The sequence below is a fragment of the Salinibacterium sp. AL4.1 genome (assembly GCF_059767305.1).
The window spans coordinates 1,381,611-1,405,214 of record NZ_JBSOQK010000001.1; the positions used below are offsets into that span (position 1 = coordinate 1,381,611).

Genomic DNA, 23,604 nt, shown 5'->3' on the forward strand with positions numbered 1-23,604 from the left:
TCAGTCAAAAGACTGTCGGAGTAGGGGTCGTTTCCTGCGATGAGACGAGGGTGCGCCGGCGACTGCGCCGAAGGATTCCCGTAGTGACCGCCACGCCCAGAAGCAGCAGCGCTCCTCCGCCCGCTTCGGCCAGGGTCGGAATCTCGGCCAAGATTAACCAGGCCGTCAGCATCCCCACGACCGGCACGAGCATTGTGAAGGGCACCACTGCGGATGCCGCGTGGCGGGCCAGCAGCGTGTTCCAGATGCCATAGCCCACCAGGCTCGCAAACCACGCGGTGTATGCCGTCGACAGCAGTTGCGGAATGGTGAGGTGCGTCAGAGCGAAGCCGACAGTATCCGGTCCGTCGAGAACGAGGGCGAGCAACACCATCGGAATCGGTACTACGAGGCCCGACCACACGGTGAGGGAAAGCCCTGCGAGCGGTGCGGATGACGTGCTGGCGCGTCCGATGCGGCGAGCGACAACGTTACCCAGCGCCCAGGATCCCGCGGCGGCAAGCGTGACGATGAAGGCGAGTGCTGGGGTGTCGACCCCACGCCCGATGCCCACCACCACGAGACCGACGGCACCGATCACCACTCCGAAGAGCTGGTGCCGCGTGGGCATCTCGCGGAGGGCGAGCGCCGCGAAGATCACGGTGAAGACAACCTGCGCTTGCAGCACGAGCGAGGCGAGCCCTGCCGGCATCCCGATCGCGAGCGCCGTGTAAAGCAGCCCGAACTGGCCCACGCTCATGAAGAGCCCGATGAGGAGCACGTCGCGAAACCGTGCGGTCGGCCGCGGCACAAAGAAGATCGCGGGCACCACGACGGCGGCGAAGCGAAGGGCAACGAAGAGCGCCGGAGGCATTCCTTCAAGCCCGAGGTCAATGATGACGAAGTTAAGTCCCCAGATAACGGCGACGAGAACAGCGGCGAGAGCGGAACGAAGTGGCATGTTCTGTAGTCTCACCGCTTCCATCCGGAAGCACCAGCGCACAGTTTTGTATGTTATTCAGTGCATTGGATACATAATGGCTGCATGATCGATCTGGCTGCCATCGACGCTCTCATCGCGATTTCACGAACAGGCACGGTTCACGCCGCCGCCAACGATCTCGGCTTTACGCCCTCCGCGGTCTCGCAACAGATCAAGCGGCTTGAACGCGATCTGGGCACTCGACTGCTCGATCGAGAAGGCCGCGGCGTGGTGCTGACCGCTGCGGGCCGCCGCGTTGTCGACGAAGGCGGGATGCTGCGCGAACGCGTGGAAGAGCTTCGTTCACGACTGCATGACGCGGGCGCCCGCCCGGCCGGCACCTTGAAACTGGGCGCCTTCTCTACGGCCGTGCGCGGAGTGATCCCCGACTTGCTCCGGCAAGTCACGACCGACTACCCCGAATTGCGCGTGACGATCACCGAACTTGAGCCGTGGGATGCTGCCGCCTACGTTGCCGCCGGCACCCTCGACCTCGCCCTCGTGCACCACTGGGAGGGCGTGGGAATGTCGCTGCCACCCAGCCTGTGCAGCGAAGAACTCTTTCGCGATGTCGCCGACGTGTTGGTTCACGAGGATGATCCGCTCGCGCAAAGCGCCTTCGTCACGCCCGACGACGTGCGCGACCGCATCTGGGCATGCACCCCAGACGGAACCATTTGCTACGAGTGGTTCTGCCATATGTTTCGCGGGGACCCGAACCCGCCGCGCATCGACTTTCGGTGCCTCGAGTTCGCCTCTCAAGTGGCGCTCGTTGAAGCGGGCGCCGCGGTTGCTCTCGTGCCGCGCCTCGGTCGCGGGCAGCTTCCGGCCAGCGTCGTGGCTGTCGCCCTGAGAGAGCCCGTGCCCACGCGCCCCATCACCCTTATTTGGCGCGCGACCATGACAGAAGCGCCAGCAGTGCGTGCCATCCGGGCGCTATTCACGGCATCCGCGGCAGGGTCGCAGCCGGCCGCAGCCGAGTCATCAGCCGCGGTGCTGTAGCCAGCAATTAGCTGGCGAACGAACCGCTCAGACGAACGGCGCCACCGTTCACACCCTTGGCACCCTGTTCGAAGCCAGAGAGATCACGAGCGGCCATCGAAACACGACCGACTTCCCACGAGGGGATGCCGTCGGCCGTGAGCGCGGCGATGGTCGCGTCGGCAGCATCCGCGGCCACAATCGCGATCATGCCGATCCCGAGGTTCCAGGTTCCTTCGGCACTTTCGAGGCTGGAACCAGCCAGATCCGAGAGCACACGGAATACGGTGGGCGGTGACCAAGTGGAGCGCTCAACTTCGACCCACGAGCCGACCGGCAGCACGCGCGCAAGGTTGGCGGCGATGCCACCACCGGTGACGTGACTGAGCGAGTGCACTGCGCCGGGCTGAGCGTCGAGCAGGTTCAGCAGCGGCATCGTGTAGAGGCGGGTCGGCTCGAGGAGCACTTCGCCGACGACTCCGCCGAGTTCGTTGAGGTGGTCGCTGTAGCCGACCTTGTTGTTAGCCAGAATGTGGCGAACGAGCGAGAAACCGTTCGAGTGGATGCCCGAGGACTCCATCGCGATGACAACATCACCATCGGCCACGAGGTGCGGGCCGAGCTGAGATCCGGCTTCAACCACGCCGGTTGCTGCACCAGCAACGTCGTAATCGTCGGGACCGAGAAGACCGGGGTGTTCTGCCGTTTCGCCGCCGACCAGCGCAGTGCCGGTAGCCGAGCATCCACGAGCAATACCGGCAACAATGTCGGCGATACGTGAGGGAACGACCTTGCCGCACGCGATGTAGTCGGTCATGAAGAGGGGCTTGGCGCCCACGACGATGATGTCGTCGACAACCATGCCGACGAGATCTTGGCCGATGGTGTCGTGCTTGTCGAGCGCCTGAGCGATCGCAACCTTCGTGCCCACGCCATCCGTCGATGTCGCCATGAGCGGGTGCGTGTAGTCCTTGAGGAACGAGGCGTCATAGAGGCCAGCGAAGCCGCCGAACCCTCCGACCACGTTGGGCCCATGAGTGGCGCTGACGGCCGCCTTCATGAGTTCGACGGCACGGTCACCAGCGGCGGTGTCAACACCGGCTGCGGCATAGCTGGAGGAAGAGTTCTCGGTCACGGCTCCAGCGTACCGGTCTGCGCGTTGCCGCACGCAGCAGCAGAACGGCCGGATGTGAGAAGCTAGACCGTACTCACACCGGGTACGCGCTCTACGACCTCAGGGAGCCACGCGAAAGCATGTGCGGCATTGTCGGTATCGTCTCTTCTCAGCCCGTCAACCAGCAGGTTTATGACGCCCTGCTGCTTCTGCAGCACCGCGGTCAGGACTCCACGGGTATCGCCACGTCTGACGGCAGCACTCTGCACCTGCAGAAGGCCAACGGCCAGGTTCGCGAGGCGTACCGCACTCGCGACATGCGCAACCTCGTCGGCACCTCGGGCCTCGGCCACGTGCGTTACGCCACCAAGGGCAATGCCTTCAATGAGAACGAAGCGCAGCCGTTCTATGTGAACGCGCCCTACGGCATCATCCTTGTTCACAACGGCAACCTCACGAACACGCAGCAGCTCACCGACGAACTGTTCCGCATCGACCGCCGTCACCTCAACACCACGAGCGACACCGAACTTCTCGTCAACGTCTTGGCCAACGAACTTCAAGAGCAGGTCTCGGGTCTCGACCTCGACCCCGAGCAGGTCTTCACCGCTATCTCCCGCGTGCACGACCGCGTTGAGGGCTCCTACGCCGCGATCGCGCTGATTGCCGGTCACGGCTTGCTCGCCTTCCGCGATCCCTACGGCATCCGCCCGCTCGTGCTGGGCCGCCGCCAGACTGGCCTGGTCGGCAACGAGTGGATCGTGGCATCCGAATCTCTCGTGCTTGAAAGCGCCGGTTACGAATTGGTGCGGGATGTTGAGCCCGGCGAGGCGATCTTCATTACGCCCGATGGTGAAATGTTCTCCAAGCAGTGCGCCAAGGCACCGGTGCTGATTCCGTGCTCGTTTGAATACGTGTACCTGGCTCGCCCGGACTCGATCATGAACGGCATCTCGGTTTACGAAGCTCGCCTGCGTTTGGGTGACAAGCTCGCCGACACCATTTCGAAGTACACGCCCATGGGTGACATCGACGTGGTCATGCCGATCCCTGACTCCTCACGCCCCGCCGCGATGCAGGTCGCGCAGAAACTCGGCGTCGAATACCGCGAAGGTTTCTACAAGAACCGCTACGTGGGCCGCACCTTCATCATGCCCGGCCAAGCCGAGCGTAAGAAGAGCGTGAAGCAGAAGCTGAACGCGATGGGTACCGAATTCAAGGGCAAGAACATTCTGATCGTGGATGACTCGATCGTGCGCGGAACGACCTCGAAAGAGATCGTTCAGATGGCGCGCGAAGCTGGCGCCAACAAGGTCACCTTCACTTCAGCGGCGCCGCCCGTACGCTACCCGCACGTGTATGGCATCAACATGCCGAGCCGTGCCGAGCTCATCGGTCACGGTCGCAAGATCCCCGAAATTGCCATGGAACTCGGCGCCGACGCCCTCATCTACCAAGAGGTCGAAGACATGCAGGCTGCCATCACCGATGGCTCGAACGTGCCTGCGCTCGAAATGAGCTGCTTCACGGGCGACTACGTCTCGGGCAACATCACGCCCGATTACCTCGACTGGCTCGAGCAGACGCAGCTGAGCTAGCGCGGCTGCGGCGCTAACCGCTGTAGGAGAGCGTTGGCCGTGACAAATCGAACGGCACGTTAGTCGGTGTCGGTCTCCGTGGGCGCCTCTTGAAACTGCACCCACGTCGCACCGGTGCTCGGGAAGTCGCAGCCGTCTTCTGCCAACCACACTTCAATTCGGCCAGCTTCATCGCTGTCGTCCATGACATGTCCAGTGACTCCGATTCCGCCCGCGCGCCTGTAGTTGAGAGAATCGGGCCGAGTGGAGCCGGTGTACCCCAGCAGTTCGAGTTGTGTGCCTACCGCAGCCAGAGCATCATCTCCGACGAAGACGAAATAGTGGGTGTAACCGTTCTTTGGTGTGGGCTCACCACCAGCCCCTTCGCAAATCGCTTCACCAACGGTCGCTGCCTCAAAATCAGCCACAGCACCGTTGAGGTTGTCCAGACGATCTTGCTTCCAGTCCGGGTCCAACAAAAAGCAGCCGCTGAGCGAACTGGCGAGCAGCAGTATCGTGCCCGCAGCAAGCGCGCGCTTGCCCATCGTGTTCATACTCGCCTGTGTCATGCAGAAAAGTATCGCAGTCGAAAGAACGAATTGAGTCCGTTCTTTAAAAAATCCTCGGCTTAGCGACGACTGGTGTTTCTCAGGCAACAACACGACCAACTACCTCGAATGGCTCGAATGGCTCGAATGGCTCGAGCGTAGGCAGTCGGGCTAGCCGCACTAGGAACACTCGAAAGTATTGGCATGTTCTTGCGAAACACCTGTCGGTGAGCGCCTTCCACCTAGGGCGACTCTTGAAATTGCACCCACATCGCATCGGTACTCGGGAACTCGCAACCGTCTTCCGCCAGCCACACTTCAATTCGGCCGGCTTCATCACTGTCGTCCATCACATACCCAACGGCCTCAATTCCATCGGGCCGTGTGTAGCTCAGAGAATCTGGCCGAGTGAACCCGGTGTACTCCAGCATTTCGAGTCGGGCGCCGACCGCTGCGGGAATATCGGCTCCCACAAAGACGAAGTAGTGGGTGTACCCGTTCTTCGGAGTGGGCTCGCCACCGGCCCCTTCGCAAATAACTTCAGCAACGGTAATTGCCTCAAATTCGGCTACCGCTCCGTCGAGGTTATCTTGGCGCTCTTGCTTCCAATTTGGGTCCAACAAGAAGCAGCCGCTGAGCGAACCAGCGACGAGCAGAACCATTCCTACGGCAACTGCGTGCTTGCCTGCGGCTGAGATTCTCGTGCGCTTCATAAAGTGGAGTATGCCATTTCACGGGTTCAATCGAAGCCATTTGCCAAATAATCCTCGCATTGCTTTCAGCGGATTGACACAACGCCAGCGGGGAGTTTCGTAGCCCCTGAGCAAGAGCGTTTAGCCCTGCCCGCGAGCGGGGCGGCCTAGTCTGAATATTCTGTCGTACCTGTCTCTCGAAACTGGACCCACATCGCACCCGTGCTCGGGAATTCGCACTCGTCTTCTGCAAGCCGTACTCCTATTCGACCGGCGACATCGCTATCGTCCAATGCGTACCCAGTAACTCCGATACCGCCAGCGTTTCTGTAACTAAGAGAATTTGGCCGAGTGAACCCGGTGTACTCCAGCATTTCGAGTCGGGCGCCGACCGTTGCGGGGATCTCTTCTCCCACAAAGACGAAGTAGTGCGTGTACCCATTCTTTGGAGTTGGCTCACCACCCGCGCCCTCGCAGATAACTTCAGCAACGGTCGCAGCGTCAAAATCGGCTACTGTCGCGTCTAGGTAATCTTGACGATCCTGCTTCCAATTCGGGTTGAAAAAATAACAGCCGCTGAGTGAGACCGCGACGAGGAGTATCGTTCCTGCGGCCACCGCGCGCTTCCCCGCCGCAGCCGTCCTCGTGCGCTTCATAGAGTGGAGTATGCCATTCAAAGCAGCAGATCGAGTCTCTTTGTTAAAAGTCCCTCGATTTAGTGACAACCAGCAAAGCGCTCGCTATTCGAGCGTGCCCTCGTACGCTTCGGGTTCCGAGATCTCGTGCTCGGCTGTGCCCGACTTGGCGCGACGGCGCGATGAGCGGTCAGCGATGAGCGCAACGAGAGCACCGACTGCGACACCGGCAGGAATACCAAAGAGGCTGAAGTAGCCGAAGAGGGCACCGAATCCGACTGACGGATCAACGGGGAACGACATCGTGAGAATGAACGTCGCGATCGCACCGAGCCCGCCACCGACAATCATGAACGCGCCGTACTTGGGCGCACGGCGAATGCTCACGCCCGTCGATTCGACCGTGGTCTTCAGCGCAGGCTGCTGCGGGGCGGATGCCGTGGGCTCGTGTTCTGGCGAAATACTCACGGAGCTATTCTCTCCCACACAACTGGGAGGTATTCGCTGAGGTCGGCACGCGACCCCGAGGCGCTGATGTCGCCGGAGTCGAGGGCCTCGGCCCACTGACGTGTTCCCGTGGCGAGCGCAATCCAGGTCTCGGCATCCATCTCAACAACATTGGGCGGGGTGCCGCGCGTGTGGTTAGGGCCTTCGATAGCTTGAACGGCGCCGTGCGGTGGCACTCGAACTTCAACTGAGTTGCCCTCCGCGGTGTTGGCGAGCACCTGCAGGAGGTAGCGCACAGCAGTGGCGATAGCGTCGCGGTCTGCCCGACCGTCGCGCACCAATCGGATGCTTGCCTCGCCTGCAATGGGGGCTATTTTCAGCTTTGCCATGCCTGAACGCTAGCAAGTTGGGCTGTGCGCTAACAACTGAGGCTGTGGGCTTGGTTAGGCTGTCGTTGTGCGAATTCTTGTTCTAGGTTCCGGTGCCCGCGAGCACGCCATCGTTACGTCTCTCCTCAGCGAGGAAGAGGCGCACGAAATCACCGCTGCGCCCGGCAATGCCGGCATCGCTTCGGTGGTTGAGACGGTGGCGCTCGATCCCACGCGTGGTGACGTTGTCACCGAGTATGCGCTCGACAACAACATTGAGTTGGTTGTTATCGGGCCCGAGGCTCCTCTCGTGGCCGGTGTCGCCGACGATCTACGCCGCCGCGGCATTGCCGTGTTCGGCCCGGGCAAGGCTGCCGCCGCTCTTGAAGGCAGCAAGACTTTTGCCAAGCGCATCATGGATGCCGCCAACGTTCCCACCGGTCGCGCCCACCGGGCTGGTTCCCTAGACGAAGCTATCGAGGCTCTCGACGAGTTCGGCGCCCCCTACGTAGTGAAGGCCGATGGTCTCGCTGCTGGCAAGGGCGTTCTCGTGACGGGTGACCGCAACGCCGCCGTTGACCACGCAACGTTCTGGCTCGGTCAGGGCAGCGTTCTCATCGAGGAGTACCTCGCCGGGGAAGAAGTCTCCCTCTTCTTGCTCAGCGACGGGCACAATGTTGTTCCACTCTCGCCCGCCCAGGACTACAAGCTCGCTTACGACGGCGACAACGGCCCCAACACCGGCGGAATGGGCGCCTACTCCCCGCTCAACTGGCTGCCCGAGAACTTCGTTCAAGAAGTCATCGACACCATCGCAATCCCCACGATCCGCCAGCTCGCCGACGAGCAGACACCGTTTATCGGCCTCCTCTACTGTGGCCTCATCGTCACGAAGGACGGCATCCGCGTTATTGAGTTCAACGCTCGCTTCGGTGACCCCGAGACGCAGGTTGTACTCCCCCGCCTCGTCACTCCGTTGAGCTCGCTGCTCTACGCGGCAGCGACTGGCGGCCTGCCCGACCACGCGACTCCTGTCTTCACCGATGACGTGACCGTCACGGTGGTTCTCGCCAGCGAGGGCTACCCCGAGAACCCCAAGATCGGTCGCCCGATTTCTGGGTTGGATGCGGCACTTGCCGTTCCCGGAGTCACCATCGCCCACGCCGCCACCGCCAAAAAGGGTGACGAGTATGTGGCCACCGGCGGACGCGTGCTGAGCGTCGTCGCGACCGGAGCCACGTTTGCGGTCGCCCGCGAGCGTGCCTACGAAGCGCTCGGCCACATTCACCTCGAAGGTGCACACTTCCGCACCGACATCGCGTTGCGCGTCGCCCAGTGAGTGACGCTGTGAACGGTGCTGCGGATGCTGGTGCTGGCGACGTTGGCGCTGCTTCGGCTGATGCTGCGGCGAGCGCCTGGACGCTGACGTATTCCGGCAAAGTCCGCGACCTGTATGTGCGCGCCGACGAGCCACAGCTTGTGCTCATGGTCGCCAGTGATCGGGTGAGTGCGTTTGACCATGTGCTGGAGCCGGGCATCCCGAGCAAAGGCGCGCTGCTCACGCAACTGAGCAAGTGGTGGTTTGAGCAGCTGCCTGACGTGCCCAATCATTTGGTGGATGCCTCTGGTGTCGAAGCGCCCGCAGAGCTCGCTGACCGATCGATGATCGTGAAGCGCTTGGAGATGTACCCCGTGGAGTGTGTCGTTCGCGGCTACCTGTCGGGCAGCGGTTGGCTGGAGTATCAGGAGTCGCAGAGCGTGTGCGGCATTGCGCTGCCTGCTGGTTTGACCGATGGCGACCGCCTGCCCGAACCGATCTACACCCCGGCGTGGAAAGCGCCGATGGGTGAGCACGATGAGAACATCAGCTTTGAGCGCACCGTCGAGCTCGTCGGTGCTGAGGTTGCGACTGCGCTTCGGGATTCTTCGCTCGACATCTTCGCTCGGGCCTCCGCCATTGCAGAAACTCGTGGAGTGATTCTCGCTGATACCAAGTTCGAATTCGGCGCCGACCCGGAGACCGGCGCTCTTGTGCTGGCCGACGAAGTTCTGACGAGCGACTCAAGCCGCTACTGGGATGCCGAACTCTACGCCGCCGGTGGCCCCGGTCGCCTCGCAAGCTTCGACAAGCAGATCGTGCGCAACTGGCTCTCGGGGAACTGGGACAAGCAGGGCGTTCCGCCCGAGCTTCCCGCCGACATCGTGGAGCAGACTGCGGCGCGGTATCGCGAGCTGATTGAGCGGCTTACGGCTTAGCTCACGCCGACTCAGCAAACTGCCTCTGCGGCGTCCGCATGCGAGAGGCGCCCCCGCACTTCTAGGCGCTTCACGACAGTTTCGGATCCCCTCGCACCGTCTACCAAGCTAAAGTTGCGCGCCGATCAGCGACAACTTCATCACTGCTCAGCTGGGGTTGGACGCAACGGCCATTCGCACTGCTGAGCCCGCATCCACCAATGACGGTCGGGCGATAGAGTCCAGTACTCATCTGCGGGTGTCTTCTGGTCGAAGGCGTGGCAGCTAACTTCTTGATCGTCAAAGTTCACGGTAATCCGACCGCAAAAGTAAGGGATATCGAGACCGTCAGTGTTGATAGAGGCGCTCTCACGACCCGTTAGCGCGGCGATGGTCGTGCCCGGTGCGGGTCGAAGCTTCTTTCCCCACCCCCACCGATGGCGCATCTCATCGGTGAAGATCTCACGAAGCAATTCGGTCCATGTCTCGATCTCGGAAGGCACCTGTCGAGCCTATCGTTGCAACACGACAGGCTCTCAGGTCGGCCGTATCGAGATGATTCGCCAGAGGATCACGGCGTTGCGCGACGCACCGAGGAGACGGTGTGAGCAGCGAACGGATTGTCCAACCTCACCAACTCGTCACCTCGGGGCACCGCTGGTACTTTCTTGCGTGGGACCAGAGTCGCGACGATTGGCGAACCTTCCGGCTTGACGGACTCCGGGCGCCGGGCCTCACCGGCAGGCGCTTCATGCCACGCAAGATCCCCGGTAGACATGCAACGAACTTCGTCGCACGCTCACTTGGCTCAACACCCCCTCTTCACGAAGGGACGCTCGCAATCCGCGCTCCAGCGGCCGAGCTCACACAGCATCTTGGAGGGATTGAGCAGCTTACGGCGTAGACGAGAGCCTCAACAGCATGGTGTCGGAGTCTCCGGAGCGAGCCACCGGCTGAAAGCCGAGCCGCGAGTACAGCGAACGGGCGCGGTTTCCGTCCTCGACGCTCAGACTGATGCCGGGCATTCCTCGCTCGGCCGCCGCCGCGATTACTCCCCGCAGTAAGCGTTCACCGATTCCTTGACCGCGGAAGCCGTCGAACGTTGTGATGCTCAGTTCAGGGATCGCGTCTTCAACGAATCCGTAGCCGGGGTGCTCTGCCGGAAAGAAGACCAGCCACGCTACTGCGCGGACGTCTCCGGCGGCTTCGTCCAGCATCCCGACGTCGTCGCCACGAGGGAAACCGGAATAGTAGTGTGCGAGTTCCTTGGACTGATCGAGATCGTCGAAGGTGAAACGAGGCCCGCACCAATTCATGTTGGCCAACGTTGCCTGCCGGAGAAGGGGTCGATCAGATGCGGTGAGCAAGCGAGTCGCCATGCGCCAATCCTAAGGCTGGTTGAGTTCCCAACTCGTGAGCTATCCGCAGTTTGTGAAGTAGTCTTCAGCTACGAGCCGGCCGCTTGCCGCTCAAAGGTTGGGGGATCATGAAGCGGGCTACGTGGGTCGAAGGCTTTGTGCTCATCGCCCTCGGCATGATGGTGTTGGGCGGCGTGCTGCTGAACCTTGGCGCGAACAATTACGAGGGGCAATGGAGGAATTGCGCCGACCACACTTCTCGACCTGACGATTTGAGCGGAGCCGGCGAATACCGCATCGTTGCATCGTTCTCGTTGTTCCCCCTGGGCTTCAACTGCGAGTACTCGCCCTACAGCGCTTCCGAAGAGCCCGTTATCGTCTTTCTCGATCAAGGGACGATTCCCGCGATCTTCGGCATCGCGCTCACGTGGGTCGGCGGCGGAGTGATTGCGGGCGGTGCGATTCTCAGTAACCGAGCTAAGAAGCCGCATCAAGGCCGCGAACAGGCCTAGCCGCCGAAGCTACGCACTGACGTAGTACGCAACTTCGGCGGGAAGACGCCCTGCCCTACCGAGCATCCGACTTAGCGCAGGGCAGTGACCCCGAAGGTGGCGAGCACACCGAACAGCACGCCCCAGATGGTGATCGAGATGATCTGCCAGACGATGACGGCGTTGCGCGAAGCGCCGAATGACACCATCGCGGCCGAAGTGATCTGGCTGGGCAGGAGGGTTTGGCCGAGCAGGCTGACTCCGGCAACTCCGTAGCGATCAAAACGTTGGTGCAGTTTCTGGCGACGGGGCGTCTCAGGCTTGGGCTCGCGGCCCGCTGCAACCTTGGCACGAACCCGGTGGGCTACGAACACGAAGATCAGCATCGAGATCACGTTGCCGATGATCGCGGCGATGATCGCGACCACCGGGTTAATGCCGGTGACGATTCCGATCACCGAGCCGCCATACGATTCCACATACGGAATCGCGGCGATCAGAATCACGCCTACCCACTGCAGCAGTTCGGGGAGTCCAGCGGTGAAGGAGCTGAGGGTGTCGTACATGGTGTGCCTTTCGTGAAGGGATGACGTGAATCGTCGGACTTGACGGTGGCCGGGAGTGCCGGCGATGAATCAATCCTCGCCGCGGCCGACCGCGCTGGGCAGTGCCGCGGCGTCACAGCATCCGGTGCATTTTCGCCTCCGCGACCGTGACAAATGTCACTGCTCTACGCTGGAGGCCATGCTCGAATCCACCACGCCCGTGACACCCCGCGACGGCGAACATGCTCGCGGTGTTCGCGGAGTACGCGTCACCTGGAATTACACGCTCGGCTCGATCGTGTTCTTCTACATCGTGCTGAACGCGATCGTGATTCTCAACATGCTCGTGGCGTTCGCCGCCTCACGCTCCCCGATTGACGCGGCCCTCATTGCGCTGGCGGTGGCAGCGGCTGCAGCCCAGGTTCGCGGATGCTGGTTTCTTCGCACGGAGCGCGGGCGCGGCATCCCGAACAGCGTGTGGCTCATAGCTCTTCTTGCGCCCGCCGTCGCCGTGTGGGTACTCGGGCTGCTTAGGCCCGAGATCGGATTCTTGGCGGCGCTTCCCCTGTGGATGGCCGTCTGCGTTATCGCACCGCTCCTGCCGCGACGCCACCTCTGGAGTGTGTTGGGCGGTGGGCTTGCCCTCTCGATTGCCCATCCCGTGCTCTCGACCACCGTTTTCGGCAACCCCGTCAGTGCCGGGGTGACTGGCGATTTCTGGCTCGTGCTCTTCTACGGCCTGCTCTTGCCGGTGATGGTGCTCACGGGTTTGTGGTGGTGGGACATCGTCGTCACCCTCGACCGCCTTCGTTCGAGCGCCGCCGAACTCGCTGTCACCGAGGAACGACTGCGTTTCGCCTCTGACCTGCACGATATTCAGGGGCACCACCTGCAAGTGATCGCCCTCAAATCTGAGCTGGCCGAGCGGATGCTGGCCATCGACCCCGCAGCAGCCCGCGAACATATTCACGAAACTCGGATGATCGCCAAACAAGCCCTCGAAGAGACCCGCTCCCTCGTGGCCGGCTATCGCGAAGTCGAGCTGGACAACGAGCTCGAGAATGCGCGCGAAGTGCTCGCGGCCGCAGGCGCCCAGTGCGATCTGGTGATTGGCCGGATGCCGGACGATGCCGACGTGCGGCGCGCCTTGGGGCTCGCCGTGCGCGAAGCGACCACGAACATCTTGCGCCACAGCGAGGCCAGCCACGTGTCGATTCGACTCACTAGCAGCGACACCGAAAGCACTCTCGTGATCAGCAATAACGAGCTGCGAAGCTCGGCCTCGGCGGGAGAGACTCCCGGTAGCGGGCTTGTCGGGCTCCACAGCCGAGTCGCTGCCCTCGGGGGTGAGCTCGCCACTGAGGTTGATGACAGCGGAGATCGCTTCGAGTTGAGCGTGCGGATTCCGGCGCGGTCGCGGGTGACAGCGTGAGCGGGACTGGCGTGAGCGGGGCCAGTGCGGCGAGTGCGAGTGGGGTTGGCGTAGCGGACGCGAGTGCCGCCAGCGAAGCACCCCGCGTCATCCGCCTTCTCATCGCTGACGACGAACACCTCATTCGCGGGGCCTTGAGTGCGCTGCTCAACCTGGAAGCCGACATCGAGGTCGTCGCGAGCGTCGACAACGGTGTCACCGCGGCCGAACAAGCGCTCGAGCTGCAACCGGATGTCTGCCTGCTTGACCTCGAAATGCCCCAGGCCGATGGCATCGAGGCGGCCACGCGCATCCTCTCGACCGTCGCAACGAAGGTCGTCATTGTGACCCGCCATGCCCGCCCCGGGGTGCTGCGCCGCGCTCTCGCCGCCCGCGTTTCGGGCTTCGTCCCCAAGTCGACTCCCGCCGAAGATTTGGCCACCGTGATTCGGGATGTCGTGGCCGGCAAACGCTACATTGATCCCGAAATTGCGGCGACGGCTCTCACCGCCGACCGCTGCCCTCTCACCGACCGCGAGCTCGACGCGCTGCGGTTCAGCCGCTCCACGATGAGCGTGCAGGAAATCGCTGACGCTCTGCACCTCGCGCCGGGAACCGTGCGCAACTACCTGTCCTCCGCGATGACGAAGCTCGACGCTCGCTCGCGGCACGACGCCGCCGACAAGGCGTGGCAGCAGGGGTGGATTTAGCGCGCAGCTTCGCTTACAGAAGTGTTTTCGGGCCGAGCGAAAGTGAGCGCCCACGATTGGGCCCCTTGTTCGGTCAGGACCCAGCCATCCGCTTCGATCTCTTCGCGGAGCTTTGCCAGATTCTCCGCCATGCGCGGCGCGTACGCTTCCTCCGGGTTCATCGGGGCGAACATGTGATTCGACGAGAAGGTTCCGCTTTCGTAGCGAGTGTCGCCATCTACCTTGCCGACAAAGCGCAGCGTTCGGTTGAACACTCCTGTTGTGTACGAGGTAAGCAATCTCGCCAGTTTCGAGATCTCGACGTCTTCGACGTCGATACGGAGCAACTCGCGTTGTGCGTTCATGCGTCCCATAGTGCGCCTGAAATGCGTCGTTGCAAACGGCCCCGGCGAGGGAACCACACGGCAGAGCTAGTTGTAGTCGTAGGTGAAGTGCCCGGCGTAGCGAAACCAGTCGCCCAGCAGCGGAGTGTGGAGCCGAACATCCACGTGCTGGCGTCCGTTGGCCCACGATTCGTCGACCGTGACCTTGGCGAGAGCGGGGATTCGGACCCGCAGGCCCGCCAGATGTAGCCACTGGCGATCGGACCGCAGCTGCATGCGACCATCAGTGACGGTAAGTGCCAGGCGCACTTCGAGGCCGCCTCGCCGACCAAGGAAGTCGTGCAGGCGACCGTCGACGACGCGCATCTCGTCCTGCAGTGCGCGATCGCGACCCGGGAAATGGAAGGTGCGCACCGCACCCAAACCGCCATCCGCAGTTGGAGTATTGACGACGTCGAAGGGCACATCACGGGCATATTCCGGAAAAAGGATGCGCTGCCAGGCCATGAACACGAGCACCGGTTTCAGGATGCGCAGCGGCGACCCCGCTACGCCGAACACTCCGCTGCCGACGCCGACGCGCTGGCCGCCGTCGAAGTAGGGGCGAAGCTCAGGCGCGAGCTTGTCGAATTCGGCACCGAGCACGCGGCGGTAGACCGACCGAGACGGGATCGCTGCTTCGATCGGGTGAGGTTCGGTCACCCGCTCATCATGACACGGCGTTATGGCACTACGCCCCCGGCGGCGCGTAAAGCACGCGTCTTCCACCGCTCACACCGCGCAAAACTGAGTGCGCCTTGTTTTTTGGCTTCGGCTGTGTTGGTCTTGGTCCCATGAGCATCGTGGGCTGGACACTAGCTATTCTCGGTAGCGGGATGTTCGTGGGATCGATGGTGATGCTTATTCGAGCGAACCAAACTAGCCGAATTCCGTACTGGAGCAAGCCCAACGCCATTCCGCGCGGCTCGCTAGCGCTCCGTAGTATCGGCATGGCTTGCCTCATGCTGAGCGCGATCGCTCTCGCCTCGCCGGACAGCTATTGGGTTGTCGCGTTGCCTGCATCGGCCGCGCTTCCCGTTGGGGTGATGATCTCGATGCACAACCACCGAGTCGATAAGGGCCGACTCCATGCGCGGTGATATCCCCGGGGCGGACCAGCCAAGTCTTGGGCCGTATGAAGAGTTTCGCGAACTAGTCGCCCGCTGGGACCTCGCAGCCGTGCAGAGCGACCTCAAGTCAATCCTTGACTCCTTACCCGAAGCCGAGCGTCCCGCTGTTCCCACGCGCCTGATGCATGCCATGCACTGGTTCCTAGAGTCGTACGGGGCAGACTCGCCATCGCCTAGTGACTGCCGCTAGCCTCAGCTCTACGAGACTTGAACCCCCACACGGTGCCAACCCTCGGCACCGTCGGGCACGACGGGAACGGGAGTTTCCGACTGGGTCGTGCCACCGGCATCCGTGGCCCGCACTTCGATGATGTGATTGCCGCTGGTGGCTTCCCACGAGTAGACCCACTGCACCCACGTGTCGGCGGAGATCGCGGTCGCCAGTTCGGCCGCCTGCCACGCGCCGCCGTCGATGCGAACTTCGACTCCGGTGATTCCCGTGTGCGGAGCCCAGGCGACACCCGCCACGGCGACGGTGCCCGGTTCGACCGTGGCGCTCGCGCTCGGCACATCGATGCGTGACTGCGTCTTGACGGGGCCCTCGGCAGACCACCCGCGATCGGTCCAGTACGCGGTGGCGTCGGCGAAGCGCGTGACCTGCATTTCGACGACCCACTTGGTCGCCGACACGTAACCATAGAGGCCAGGGACGACCATCCGCACAGGGAAGCCGTGCTGTTGCGGAAGCGGTTCGCCGTTCATCCCGACCGCCAGAATGCTTTCGCGGTTCTCGTCTTGCAGTGCTTCGAGTGGCGTGCTCGCGGTGAAGCCATCGATGCTGCGCGAGAGCACCATGTCGGCGCCGGCCAGCGGCTTCGCCTTCGCGAGCAAATCCCGGATGGGGTAGCCGAGCCACATCGCGTTGCCTACGAGATCTCCGCCGACGACGTTTGAGACGCACGAGAGCGTCGCGGCCGTCTCGACCAGAGGAAGTTCGAGCAGTTCGGCGAACGAAATCTCGATCTCGTTTTCAACCATTCCCGTAATGCGCAGGCGCCACTCATCCGCATCGACGTTGGGAACGACGAGGGCGGTATCGATGCGATAGAAGTTGGAGTTCGGGGTGATGAGCGACGAGATACCGGGCACGTCGAGACTCGCACCGGCCGGGATGGGCGGGGCCGCAACCGCGGGGGCAGGCAGCTTGAGAGCAGTGCGCACGGCATCCACAACCGTGGCGCTGGCATTGACGACGCGAGCGCCGACTCCCACGAGCACTGCACCAACGGAGGCGACGCCGACGATGCGCAGAAAGTCACGTCGAGAGGCGGCTGGCACACGAGTAGGAGTAGCGGATGACCGTTGAGCGCTAGCGGCGCGCGCGGCCGCTGCGGTACCGGCGGGCGTCGTGGCTGGTGCGGCTGGCGCGACCGGGGCAGAACTTACCCAGCGGCGCAACCGAATCATCGTGATGCGCAACACGAGTACGCCCGCAACCACTCCGAGAACGGTGGGCATTGGCCAGCTTGCGGTCGCTTGGGCGCGGGTCGTGACGGCGATCGTGGCAACGACTCCGACAAAGACGAGCAGGATGACGCCCCAGCTGGGCCGCGCGTACTCCACGAGTCCGATTGCCAGAGCGAGAATCAGCACCAAGAGCCCCACGCAAAGCAACAGCACGATCTTGTCGTTGGTGCCGAAGAGCGCGATCGTGAGGTCTTTCAGCCACGCCGGTGCGAGGTCGATCACGAGCGAGCCGACGGCAAGCACTGGGCTGCTGGCGGGCGAGATGAATACGGCGAAGAACTCGGCAACGGCGAGCACGACGGCGGCGCTGAGCACACCCAGAAGTGCCGACCAATTGCGGATGCGTTTGACGCTGAGGGCGGCGGGCGGTGCAGTCTTCGTCGCGGAGGTCACAGGCGAATCGCTTCTTCCTTAGTAAGACGAGAGACCGTGGGTCTGGACGCCGGGCTGGAGTTTGAACATCCTCTTCCAGAACCGCCGAAACGGCGGGCATAACCAACCTTAGATGCGGCTCCTGTGTAGACGGCGGCTAGGCCATAGATGAGTCAAAACCGTAAGAATTGGCAGCGAATCCGGGCGAGCAGCTGCGCTAGGCCGAGACGGGCTCGTGCGTGCTGCAGCTGAAACGGCTGCGGTATGCGCTGGGCGTGAGGCCGAGTTTGCGCGCGAAGTTTTGGCGAAGAACGGCAGCGGACCCGAATCCGCTCTCCCACGCCACTTGCTCGAGCCCCAGTTCGGTCTCTTCGAGAAGCCGTTGCGCGTGCAGCAGTCGTTGCCGCCCGAGCCAGGCGGCGGGGGTGGTGCCGAGATCCGTTTTGAAACGTCGGGCGAACGTGCGCGACGACATTTGCGCGCGGTGAGCAAGCTCTTCGACCGGCAACTCCTCGCGAAGGTTCTGCAGCATCCAATCGGTGACCGCGGCGAACGATTCGGATTTTACGACTGGCAAGGGCTTGTTGATGAACTGCGCTTGGCCGCCATCACGCTGCGGCGCGATCACCATGCGGCGTGCGATGCGGTTCGTGATTTCTGCCCCGAGTTCTTGGCGAAAGAGGTGCAGGCACGCGTCGATACCCGCCGCCGTTCCCGCGCTCGTGATGATGCGGTCATCCTGGACGTAGAGAACGTCGGGGTCGACGTCGATCTGGGGATACATCTCGGCGAAGGTCTGCGCGTACATCCAGTGCGTTGTTGCGCGGCGTCCATTCAGCAATCCGGATGCCGCCAAGGTGAACGAGCCGCTACAGATGGCCAGCACCCAGGCTCCGCGCGCGACTGCCCGCTCTAGCACTGCGGAGACTCGTGCATCCACGGTTTCCCACATGGCACGAGGAATCGGGGTGAGCACAATCACGTCTGCCCCATCGGCGAACGACAGGTCGTTCTCGACGTTCATTGTGTAGCCGATGCTGCTGCGGATAGCGCCCGGGTCTGCGGTGAGCACTCGAAAGTCGAATGACTGGATGCCGTCATCCGTGCGATCGAGCCCGAAGGCTTCGCAGGCGAGCCCGAACTCGAATGGCGTGAATCCGTCCTGCACGATGACTGCGACGTGCTCCATGGGAACCTCAACTTTTCGCTTAATACGCCATGTACAAAGTTGGCAGCATTCGTTCGATAGATGGCATAGCTGCCACTGTTGGCACTATTTATACGATCGTAGCGTTGGTGCCATGTTCATTGCAATCATTATCGCCACCGTCTCAGCCCTCGCCATTGTGGGCACCATCCGCGAACTCCCGCAGGGAGGTAGCCGCCGAACTCCCACCGATTGGAGCCGCCTACCGTAGACCACAGCCGTCGTCGCTCTGCGATCATTGCTCCATGAGCACAGTGAACGTCCGCGCCATGACCACCAGCGAGTTTGACGCGTGGCAACACGCAACAACGGCAGAGTTCGCTGCCGAGCAAGTCGCGATCGGGCGCTGGCCGCTCGAAGGATCGGTCGAGCGGGCTGTCGCCGACAATGCCTCACGCCTGCCGCAGGGCATCAACACTCCGCGCATGCTGTTCCTGCAGGGAACGGATGTCGACGGCGCAACGGTCGGGCACGCGTGGGTCAGTCTCGACCACCCGCAGGGGTCACCCGACTTGGCGTTTTTGTTCGACATCCAAGTGGCCGAAGAGCGCCGGGGCATGGGCTTCGGCCGCGCACTTCTCGCTGCGGTCGAAGCCGCTGTATTGGATGCTGGGGTGCCCGCTCTCGAACTAAACGTGTTCGGGCACAATACGCCCGCAGTCTCGCTGTACGACTCGTCGGGCTACACCGTCACCACGCAGCAGATGCGCAAAACCCTCAGCCCGAACCCCTAGTCGGAGCATCTTCTCAGGGAGGAATAGTGCGGGCCGGTCGGTGTTGAGGTCGATACGACCGACAGAAAGAGAACCGCTGTGAACTTGTTTTCCCCCACGACCCTCGGCGAGCTAAACCTCACCAACCGCTTGGTGATGGCACCGCTCACTCGCACCCGCTCAGGGAAAACCGGCGTTCCCGGCCCGATGGTCGTCGAGCACTATGCCCAGCGCGCCTCGCTCGGGCTGATCGTGTCCGAGGGCACCTACCCGAGCCATGCCGGGCAGGGCTTCCCCGGGCAGCCCGGTCTCGTCGAGCCCGAGCAGCTCGCGGGCTGGCAGCACGTTACCGACGCAGTGCACGCGGCGGGCGGCCAGATCGTCGCGCAGGTCATGCACGCCGGGCGAGTGAGCCACGAAGCCACGAACGGCGGACACACCGTGGTCGCCCCCAGCGCGATCGCAATCGAGGGCGAAACTCGCACCTACGAGGGCAAGCAGCCCTTCCCCGTTCCCCATGCCCTCACCGACGGCGAGCTCGCCGGCGTGATCGACGAGTTCGTCACAGCCTCGCGCAACGCTGTTGCAGCGGGATTCGACGGCGTTGAACTGCATTCGGCCAACGGCTACCTGCTGCACGAATTTCTCTCCCCCGCCTCCAACCAGCGCGAGGGCCAGTACGGCGGCTCCCCCGAAAACCGCGCTCGTTTCGTGATCGAGGTTGCGACCGCAGTCGCCAAGGCGATTGGCGCCGGCCGCGTGGGCCTCCGCATCTCGCCAGCACACAACATCCAAGGCGCGTTCGAGACAGACAGCGCCGACGTACTCGCAACCTACGGCGCTCTCGTCGACGGTCTCGCCCCGCTCGGCCTTGCGTACCTCAGCATTCTGCACGCCGAGCCCACCGGCGCGTTCGTGCAAGAGCTGCGCACACGCTTCGGCGGGCCGGTTCTGCTTAACAGTGGCTTCCATCAGATAACAACTCGCGACGAGGCGCTCGAACTCGTGCGCGACGGTCACGCCGAGGGTGTCGTCGTGGGCCGCCCGGCCATCGCGAACCCCGACTTGGTGTACCGCTGGCAAGAAAACTTGCCACTTAACACCCCCGACGCCGCCACCTTCTACGGCGCCGGCCCCGAGGGATACACCGACTACCCGCCCTTCGAGCCAAGCTAGCGCGCGCACAAGAAAGCCCGGGCCGACCGAAGTCGACCCGGGCTTGATCCCTGGTGCTAGTTCACGTCAGAGCTATTAGCCCTTGGTGACCTGGAAGTACAGCGGAACTGAATCCCAACCGAACTCAACGTTCTCGACAGTGTCAGCCGAGACGCCAGTGGCGTTGGCATACCAGAGCGGAATGCTAGGCAGGTCCTTGAGCAGAACTTCCTGAGCCTGCTGGTAGAGCGCGGTTGCCTCGTCGACGGACTCAGCGGCTGCACCCTCCTTCAGGAGCGAGTCGAACTCGGGGCTGGTGTATCCCTCGAAGTTCGAGCCGGCACCGGTCTGGTACAGGGGTGCAAGGAAGTTGTACAGCGACGGGTAGTCTGCCTGCCATCCGGCGCGCGTTCCACCGGTCAGCGTGCCAGCGACACGGTCCTCAAGCGACGACTTGAAGTCGGGGTACGACTTGCCGATTGCTTCGATGCCGAGCGTGTTCTTGATGCTGTTAGCGACTGCATCCGCCCATGCCTGGTGCCCACCATCAGCGTTGTACGCGATGTCGAATACAGTGTCACCGTACGGTGCGATGGCGTCAGCCTCGGCCCAGAGCTTCTGAGCTTCTTCGGGGTTGTACTCGAGAACCTCGGCACCCTCAAGCGAGCTTGAGTAGCCGTCAACGACGGGCGACGTAAAGTCGGTGGCCGGCGTGTTGGTTCCCTGGAAGATTACTTCAGTAATCTCGTCACGGTCGATCGACATCGAGATAGCGGCGCGACGCAGCTCTCCCTCTTCCCCGCTGAAGTGCTCAAGGTAGAAGGGGATGTTGAAGCCCTGGAAGATGGCTGCAGGCTGGTTGATGGCGCGGTCGCCGAACTCGTCCTCGAAAATGCCGAACGCACTGTCGGGGACAGCATCGAGGATGTCGAGGTTTCCACCAAGAACGTCAGCGTATGCAGAATCCTGCGAGGTGTAGAAGCTGAAGGTCACTCCACCGTTGACGGGAGTGCGAACGCCGTCGTAGTCGGGGTTCGTCACGAGGTCGATCTGAACATCGTGCTGCCACGCGTCGTCGCCATCCATCATGTACGGCCCGTTACCGATGGGGTTCTCGCCGTACGCTTCAATGTCCTCGAAAGCGACGGTCGGTAGCGGCATGAATGCCGTGTAGCCGAGGCGCAGCGGCCAGTCAGCTTCGGGAGAGGTGAGAGCAACCTCGAAGGTCAGGTCGTCGACAGCCGTGAGGCCGGTGAGTTCTGCGTCTTCGTCGTAGTTGAATCCTTCGATGTTGTCGAAGAAGTAAGAGGATGCCTGAGCGTTGCTGTACGTGGCACCGTAGGTCCATGCGTCGATGAACGACTGTGACGTAACAGCTTCACCGTTGGTGAAGGTCCACCCATCCTTGAGCGTGATGGTCCAGTTTTGGCCATCTTCTGACTCGATTGAGTCAGCGACGTCGTTCTGGATGCTGCCATCAGCGGCGTAGGTAACGAGACCGGCGTAGATGGAGGTCAGAATCTTGCCGCCACCAACTTCGGTGGTTCCCGTGGTGATGAGCGGGCCCAGGGGCTCGCTTCCGTTTGTCGTGATGATCTTGTTGATGTCGCCCGATTCTCCGCCGTTGTCACTGCTTGCGCAGCCAGCGAGAGTGAGCGAGACAACAGAGACGAGCGCTACTGCGCCTACCCCGAAACGTGATGTCTTCATGCTTCCTCCTGTGCAATGAGCGCCTACGGTGCAAACGGTGAGCTGCCCCGGGCGTTGGAATTACTTTAGGCGTCAAATTTCGACGCCTACCGCAAACTGCAATAACGTTACCTCGTTGTTAGGCTTTTCCTACTAGCTGCCTTACAAAAGTTTACAAAACCGACACATGGCCTATCATTGCTGTGAAGCGGATGCCGTAAGGTTTCGCCATAACGGCATTCAGCCGCACTGAGCAAAGAAAGAAGTAGAGACGATGACGAGCGCACCAGTCCTCATGTTTTCGAGCACGCTGTCCGCAGATATGCGACACGTAATCACCCACGAGGTACACGATCCGTTCCTCTACATCGAAGTTGATGGCAAGCGTTATACCGCCATCAAGTCGCTCGAGGCCGCTCGCATGCGCGATGTCGACAACATGACCGTCTTCCCCCTTGAAGAGCTCGGCTTCGACGACTTCCGCGCCTCCGGACAGGGCCCCGACCTCGCCGAACTCAACTGCTTGGTTGAGGCATGCGTCCGCACCGGAGTGAAGAGCGCGAGCGTTCCCTCGACCTTCCCGCTCGGCGTTGCCGACCACCTCCGCGAAGCCGGCATCGAGCTCAACGTCGACAACGACCTCTTTGAAATGCGTCGCCGCGTGAAGTCGCCCGCCGAACTCGCCGGCATGCGCCGCGCTCAGATCGCTGCCGAAGCAGGCGTCGCTCACGTCGCCACCCAGATGGAAGCCGCAACGATCGACACCGACGGTGGACTACTCATCGACGGCAAGCCCCTCACGTGTGAAGACTTGAAGACGGGCATCCGCGCCGCCTTCCTGCGCAACGGCTGCGAAGACGCGGGCCTCATCGTGGCTCACGGCGAGCAGACCTGCATCGGCCACCACGCTGGCTCGGGCCAGATCTTCGAGGGAGAGCCCGTCACGGTTGATATCTGCCCCCGCGACACCGAGTCCGGTGGAAACTCAGACATGACGCGCACCTTCGTCAAGGGCGAGATCAACGAAGAGCTCGAGACGTACTGGCGCATCGTGAAGGAAGCATTCGACAACACGCTCGCCGCCATCCGCCCCGGCCTTCCCGTTGCCGAGCTGCACCGCATCTCGTGCGAGCCGATCAGCAACGCCGGGTACCCCACGCAGCTCACCAAGAAGCCGGGCGAGGTTCTCAACGAGGGCTACTTCCACAGCCTCGGCCACGGAATCGGCCTTGAAGTTCACGAAGCTCCCGGCCTTGGCCAGAACGACGCCGTGCTGGTTGCCGGTGACGTGATCGCCATCGAGCCCGGCTGCTACCGCCAGGGCTTTGGCGGAGTTCGCCTCGAAGACATCGTTCTCGTCACCGAAACCGGCGCCGAGCGCATTACGGACTACCCGTACGAGCTCACCCCCGTCGCCATTTCCCGAGGAGTCTAAT

The 23,604-nt window shown here is 62.5% G+C and carries 26 protein-coding genes; 12 read left to right on the forward strand and 14 right to left on the reverse strand.

Annotated elements, in window-relative coordinates:
- Nucleotides 1-4 precede the first annotated feature (4 nt).
- The gene (locus tag ACWTV3_RS06795; protein WP_498477414.1) at nt 5-940 is read right to left on the reverse strand and encodes an EamA family transporter; all 936 of its coding nucleotides are present in this window, start codon (nt 938-940) and stop codon (nt 5-7) included.
- A gap of 84 nt (nt 941-1,024) precedes the next feature.
- On the opposite strand from ACWTV3_RS06795, the gene ACWTV3_RS06800 reads away from it, so the two are divergent.
- The gene (locus tag ACWTV3_RS06800; RefSeq protein WP_498477415.1) at nt 1,025-1,963 is read left to right on the forward strand and encodes a LysR family transcriptional regulator; all 939 of its coding nucleotides are present in this window, start codon (nt 1,025-1,027) and stop codon (nt 1,961-1,963) included.
- Nucleotides 1,964-1,970: 7 nt separating this feature from the next.
- Here ACWTV3_RS06800 and purM read toward each other — a convergent pair whose 3' ends face one another.
- Nucleotides 1,971-3,077, reverse strand: a complete 1,107-nt coding sequence (gene purM / locus ACWTV3_RS06805; protein WP_498477416.1) for a phosphoribosylformylglycinamidine cyclo-ligase — start codon at nt 3,075-3,077, stop codon at nt 1,971-1,973.
- Between the two features lie 119 nt (nt 3,078-3,196).
- Between purM and purF the strand changes: the two genes are divergently transcribed.
- Entirely contained in the window at nt 3,197-4,654 is a 1,458-nt protein-coding gene (purF, locus tag ACWTV3_RS06810) for an amidophosphoribosyltransferase (protein ID WP_498477417.1), read from the forward strand.
- A 59-nt stretch (nt 4,655-4,713) separates the two neighbouring features.
- On the opposite strand, the gene ACWTV3_RS06815 is transcribed toward purF, so the two are convergent.
- The 4 genes from ACWTV3_RS06815 to ACWTV3_RS06830 all read right to left on the reverse strand — a co-directional run bounded on the left by ACWTV3_RS06815 (nt 4,714) and on the right by ACWTV3_RS06830 (nt 7,344).
- Nucleotides 4,714-5,202: a hypothetical protein gene (locus ACWTV3_RS06815; RefSeq protein ID WP_498477418.1), complete on the reverse strand. Its 489-nt coding sequence runs from the start codon at nt 5,200-5,202 to the stop codon at nt 4,714-4,716.
- A gap of 221 nt (nt 5,203-5,423) precedes the next feature.
- A complete protein-coding gene (locus ACWTV3_RS06820) occupies nt 5,424-5,894 on the reverse strand; it encodes a hypothetical protein (RefSeq protein ID WP_498477419.1) in 471 nt (156 codons plus the stop codon).
- A gap of 719 nt (nt 5,895-6,613) precedes the next feature.
- Nucleotides 6,614-6,976, reverse strand: a complete 363-nt coding sequence (locus ACWTV3_RS06825; protein WP_498477420.1) for a hypothetical protein — start codon at nt 6,974-6,976, stop codon at nt 6,614-6,616.
- Nucleotides 6,973-7,344, reverse strand: a complete 372-nt coding sequence (locus ACWTV3_RS06830) for a sterol carrier family protein (RefSeq protein WP_498477421.1) — start codon at nt 7,342-7,344, stop codon at nt 6,973-6,975. The genes ACWTV3_RS06825 and ACWTV3_RS06830 overlap by 4 nt, the downstream gene beginning before the upstream one ends.
- Nucleotides 7,345-7,411: 67 nt before the next feature.
- On the opposite strand from ACWTV3_RS06830, the gene purD reads away from it, so the two are divergent.
- Nucleotides 7,412-8,662: a phosphoribosylamine--glycine ligase gene (gene purD / locus ACWTV3_RS06835; protein ID WP_498477422.1), complete on the forward strand. Its 1,251-nt coding sequence runs from the start codon at nt 7,412-7,414 to the stop codon at nt 8,660-8,662.
- On the forward strand, nt 8,659-9,579 hold the full coding sequence (locus ACWTV3_RS06840) for a phosphoribosylaminoimidazolesuccinocarboxamide synthase (protein WP_498477423.1): 921 nt from the start codon (nt 8,659-8,661) through the stop codon (nt 9,577-9,579). Before purD ends, ACWTV3_RS06840 begins: the two co-directional genes overlap by 4 nt.
- 140 nt (nt 9,580-9,719) lie before the next feature.
- On the opposite strand, the gene ACWTV3_RS06845 is transcribed toward ACWTV3_RS06840, so the two are convergent.
- On the reverse strand, nt 9,720-10,061 hold the full coding sequence (locus tag ACWTV3_RS06845; RefSeq protein WP_498477424.1) for a hypothetical protein: 342 nt from the start codon (nt 10,059-10,061) through the stop codon (nt 9,720-9,722).
- A 101-nt stretch (nt 10,062-10,162) separates the two neighbouring features.
- Here ACWTV3_RS06845 and ACWTV3_RS06850 point away from each other — a divergent pair, with 101 nt between their 5' ends.
- Nucleotides 10,163-10,462, forward strand: coding sequence for a WYL domain-containing protein (locus ACWTV3_RS06850; protein ID WP_498477425.1), 300 nt, complete (start codon nt 10,163-10,165; stop codon nt 10,460-10,462).
- Here the strand turns inward: ACWTV3_RS06850 and ACWTV3_RS06855 are convergent.
- On the reverse strand, nt 10,452-10,937 hold the full coding sequence (locus tag ACWTV3_RS06855; protein WP_498477426.1) for a GNAT family N-acetyltransferase: 486 nt from the start codon (nt 10,935-10,937) through the stop codon (nt 10,452-10,454). The genes ACWTV3_RS06850 and ACWTV3_RS06855 overlap by 11 nt on opposite strands.
- A 107-nt stretch (nt 10,938-11,044) precedes the next feature.
- On the opposite strand from ACWTV3_RS06855, the gene ACWTV3_RS06860 reads away from it, so the two are divergent.
- Nucleotides 11,045-11,428, forward strand: a complete 384-nt coding sequence (locus ACWTV3_RS06860) for a hypothetical protein (RefSeq protein WP_498477427.1) — start codon at nt 11,045-11,047, stop codon at nt 11,426-11,428.
- A 71-nt stretch (nt 11,429-11,499) separates the two neighbouring features.
- On the opposite strand, the gene ACWTV3_RS06865 is transcribed toward ACWTV3_RS06860, so the two are convergent.
- Nucleotides 11,500-11,973: a hypothetical protein gene (locus tag ACWTV3_RS06865; protein WP_498477428.1), complete on the reverse strand. Its 474-nt coding sequence runs from the start codon at nt 11,971-11,973 to the stop codon at nt 11,500-11,502.
- Nucleotides 11,974-12,151: 178 nt separating this feature from the next.
- Between ACWTV3_RS06865 and ACWTV3_RS06870 the strand changes: the two genes are divergently transcribed.
- Entirely contained in the window at nt 12,152-13,384 is a 1,233-nt protein-coding gene (locus tag ACWTV3_RS06870; RefSeq protein WP_498477429.1) for a sensor histidine kinase, read from the forward strand.
- 89 nt (nt 13,385-13,473) lie between these two features.
- On the forward strand, nt 13,474-14,073 hold the full coding sequence (locus tag ACWTV3_RS06875; RefSeq protein WP_498477948.1) for a response regulator transcription factor: 600 nt from the start codon (nt 13,474-13,476) through the stop codon (nt 14,071-14,073).
- Here ACWTV3_RS06875 and ACWTV3_RS06880 read toward each other — a convergent pair.
- Together ACWTV3_RS06880 and ACWTV3_RS06885 are read right to left on the reverse strand one after the other, a co-directional pair.
- Nucleotides 14,070-14,417: a hypothetical protein gene (locus ACWTV3_RS06880; protein ID WP_498477430.1), complete on the reverse strand. Its 348-nt coding sequence runs from the start codon at nt 14,415-14,417 to the stop codon at nt 14,070-14,072. The genes ACWTV3_RS06875 and ACWTV3_RS06880 overlap by 4 nt on opposite strands.
- Before the next feature lie 66 nt (nt 14,418-14,483).
- Entirely contained in the window at nt 14,484-15,098 is a 615-nt protein-coding gene (locus tag ACWTV3_RS06885) for a DUF4166 domain-containing protein (protein WP_498477431.1), read from the reverse strand.
- Nucleotides 15,099-15,229: 131 nt separating this feature from the next.
- On the opposite strand from ACWTV3_RS06885, the gene ACWTV3_RS06890 reads away from it, so the two are divergent.
- Complete coding sequence (locus tag ACWTV3_RS06890; RefSeq protein ID WP_498477432.1) at nt 15,230-15,535, forward strand: hypothetical protein; 306 nt, start codon at nt 15,230-15,232, stop codon at nt 15,533-15,535.
- A 228-nt stretch (nt 15,536-15,763) separates the two neighbouring features.
- Here ACWTV3_RS06890 and ACWTV3_RS06895 read toward each other — a convergent pair whose 3' ends face one another.
- Both ACWTV3_RS06895 and ACWTV3_RS06900 read right to left on the reverse strand, forming a co-directional pair.
- Nucleotides 15,764-17,425 carry a molybdopterin-dependent oxidoreductase gene (locus ACWTV3_RS06895; protein WP_498477433.1) on the reverse strand — a complete coding sequence of 554 codons (1,662 nt, stop codon included), beginning with the start codon at nt 17,423-17,425 and terminating at the stop codon, nt 15,764-15,766.
- A gap of 196 nt (nt 17,426-17,621) precedes the next feature.
- Complete coding sequence (locus ACWTV3_RS06900) at nt 17,622-18,593, reverse strand: GlxA family transcriptional regulator (RefSeq protein ID WP_498477434.1); 972 nt, start codon at nt 18,591-18,593, stop codon at nt 17,622-17,624.
- A 263-nt stretch (nt 18,594-18,856) separates the two neighbouring features.
- Between ACWTV3_RS06900 and ACWTV3_RS06905 the strand changes: the two genes are divergently transcribed.
- On the forward strand, nt 18,857-19,345 hold the full coding sequence (locus ACWTV3_RS06905) for a GNAT family N-acetyltransferase (protein ID WP_498477435.1): 489 nt from the start codon (nt 18,857-18,859) through the stop codon (nt 19,343-19,345).
- Between the two features lie 78 nt (nt 19,346-19,423).
- Complete coding sequence (locus ACWTV3_RS06910; RefSeq protein WP_498477436.1) at nt 19,424-20,500, forward strand: alkene reductase; 1,077 nt, start codon at nt 19,424-19,426, stop codon at nt 20,498-20,500.
- A 75-nt stretch (nt 20,501-20,575) separates the two neighbouring features.
- On the opposite strand, the gene ACWTV3_RS06915 is transcribed toward ACWTV3_RS06910, so the two are convergent.
- Entirely contained in the window at nt 20,576-22,189 is a 1,614-nt protein-coding gene (locus tag ACWTV3_RS06915) for a peptide ABC transporter substrate-binding protein (protein WP_498477437.1), read from the reverse strand.
- A gap of 253 nt (nt 22,190-22,442) precedes the next feature.
- On the opposite strand from ACWTV3_RS06915, the gene ACWTV3_RS06920 reads away from it, so the two are divergent.
- Nucleotides 22,443-23,603: a M24 family metallopeptidase gene (locus ACWTV3_RS06920; protein WP_498477438.1), complete on the forward strand. Its 1,161-nt coding sequence runs from the start codon at nt 22,443-22,445 to the stop codon at nt 23,601-23,603.
- The last annotated feature ends 1 nt before the right edge of the window (nt 23,604 follow it).

Coding starts and splice junctions, on each gene's coding strand:
- ACWTV3_RS06795 (WP_498477414.1), bottom strand. CDS start 940: ATGCCACTTCGTTCCGCTCTCGCCGCTGTTCTCGTCGCCGTTATCTGG.
- ACWTV3_RS06800 (WP_498477415.1), top strand. CDS start 1,025: ATGATCGATCTGGCTGCCATCGACGCTCTCATCGCGATTTCACGAACA.
- purF (WP_498477417.1), top strand. CDS start 3,197: ATGTGCGGCATTGTCGGTATCGTCTCTTCTCAGCCCGTCAACCAGCAG.
- ACWTV3_RS06815 (WP_498477418.1), bottom strand. CDS start 5,202: ATGACACAGGCGAGTATGAACACGATGGGCAAGCGCGCGCTTGCTGCG.
- ACWTV3_RS06820 (WP_498477419.1), bottom strand. CDS start 5,894: ATGAAGCGCACGAGAATCTCAGCCGCAGGCAAGCACGCAGTTGCCGTA.
- ACWTV3_RS06830 (WP_498477421.1), bottom strand. CDS start 7,344: ATGGCAAAGCTGAAAATAGCCCCCATTGCAGGCGAGGCAAGCATCCGA.
- ACWTV3_RS06855 (WP_498477426.1), bottom strand. CDS start 10,937: ATGGCGACTCGCTTGCTCACCGCATCTGATCGACCCCTTCTCCGGCAG.
- ACWTV3_RS06860 (WP_498477427.1), top strand. CDS start 11,045: ATGAAGCGGGCTACGTGGGTCGAAGGCTTTGTGCTCATCGCCCTCGGC.
- ACWTV3_RS06865 (WP_498477428.1), bottom strand. CDS start 11,973: ATGTACGACACCCTCAGCTCCTTCACCGCTGGACTCCCCGAACTGCTG.
- ACWTV3_RS06870 (WP_498477429.1), top strand. CDS start 12,152: ATGCTCGAATCCACCACGCCCGTGACACCCCGCGACGGCGAACATGCT.
- ACWTV3_RS06880 (WP_498477430.1), bottom strand. CDS start 14,417: ATGAACGCACAACGCGAGTTGCTCCGTATCGACGTCGAAGACGTCGAG.
- ACWTV3_RS06890 (WP_498477432.1), top strand. CDS start 15,230: ATGAGCATCGTGGGCTGGACACTAGCTATTCTCGGTAGCGGGATGTTC.
- ACWTV3_RS06900 (WP_498477434.1), bottom strand. CDS start 18,593: ATGGAGCACGTCGCAGTCATCGTGCAGGACGGATTCACGCCATTCGAG.
- ACWTV3_RS06905 (WP_498477435.1), top strand. CDS start 18,857: ATGAGCACAGTGAACGTCCGCGCCATGACCACCAGCGAGTTTGACGCG.
- ACWTV3_RS06915 (WP_498477437.1), bottom strand. CDS start 22,189: ATGAAGACATCACGTTTCGGGGTAGGCGCAGTAGCGCTCGTCTCTGTT.
- ACWTV3_RS06920 (WP_498477438.1), top strand. CDS start 22,443: ATGACGAGCGCACCAGTCCTCATGTTTTCGAGCACGCTGTCCGCAGAT.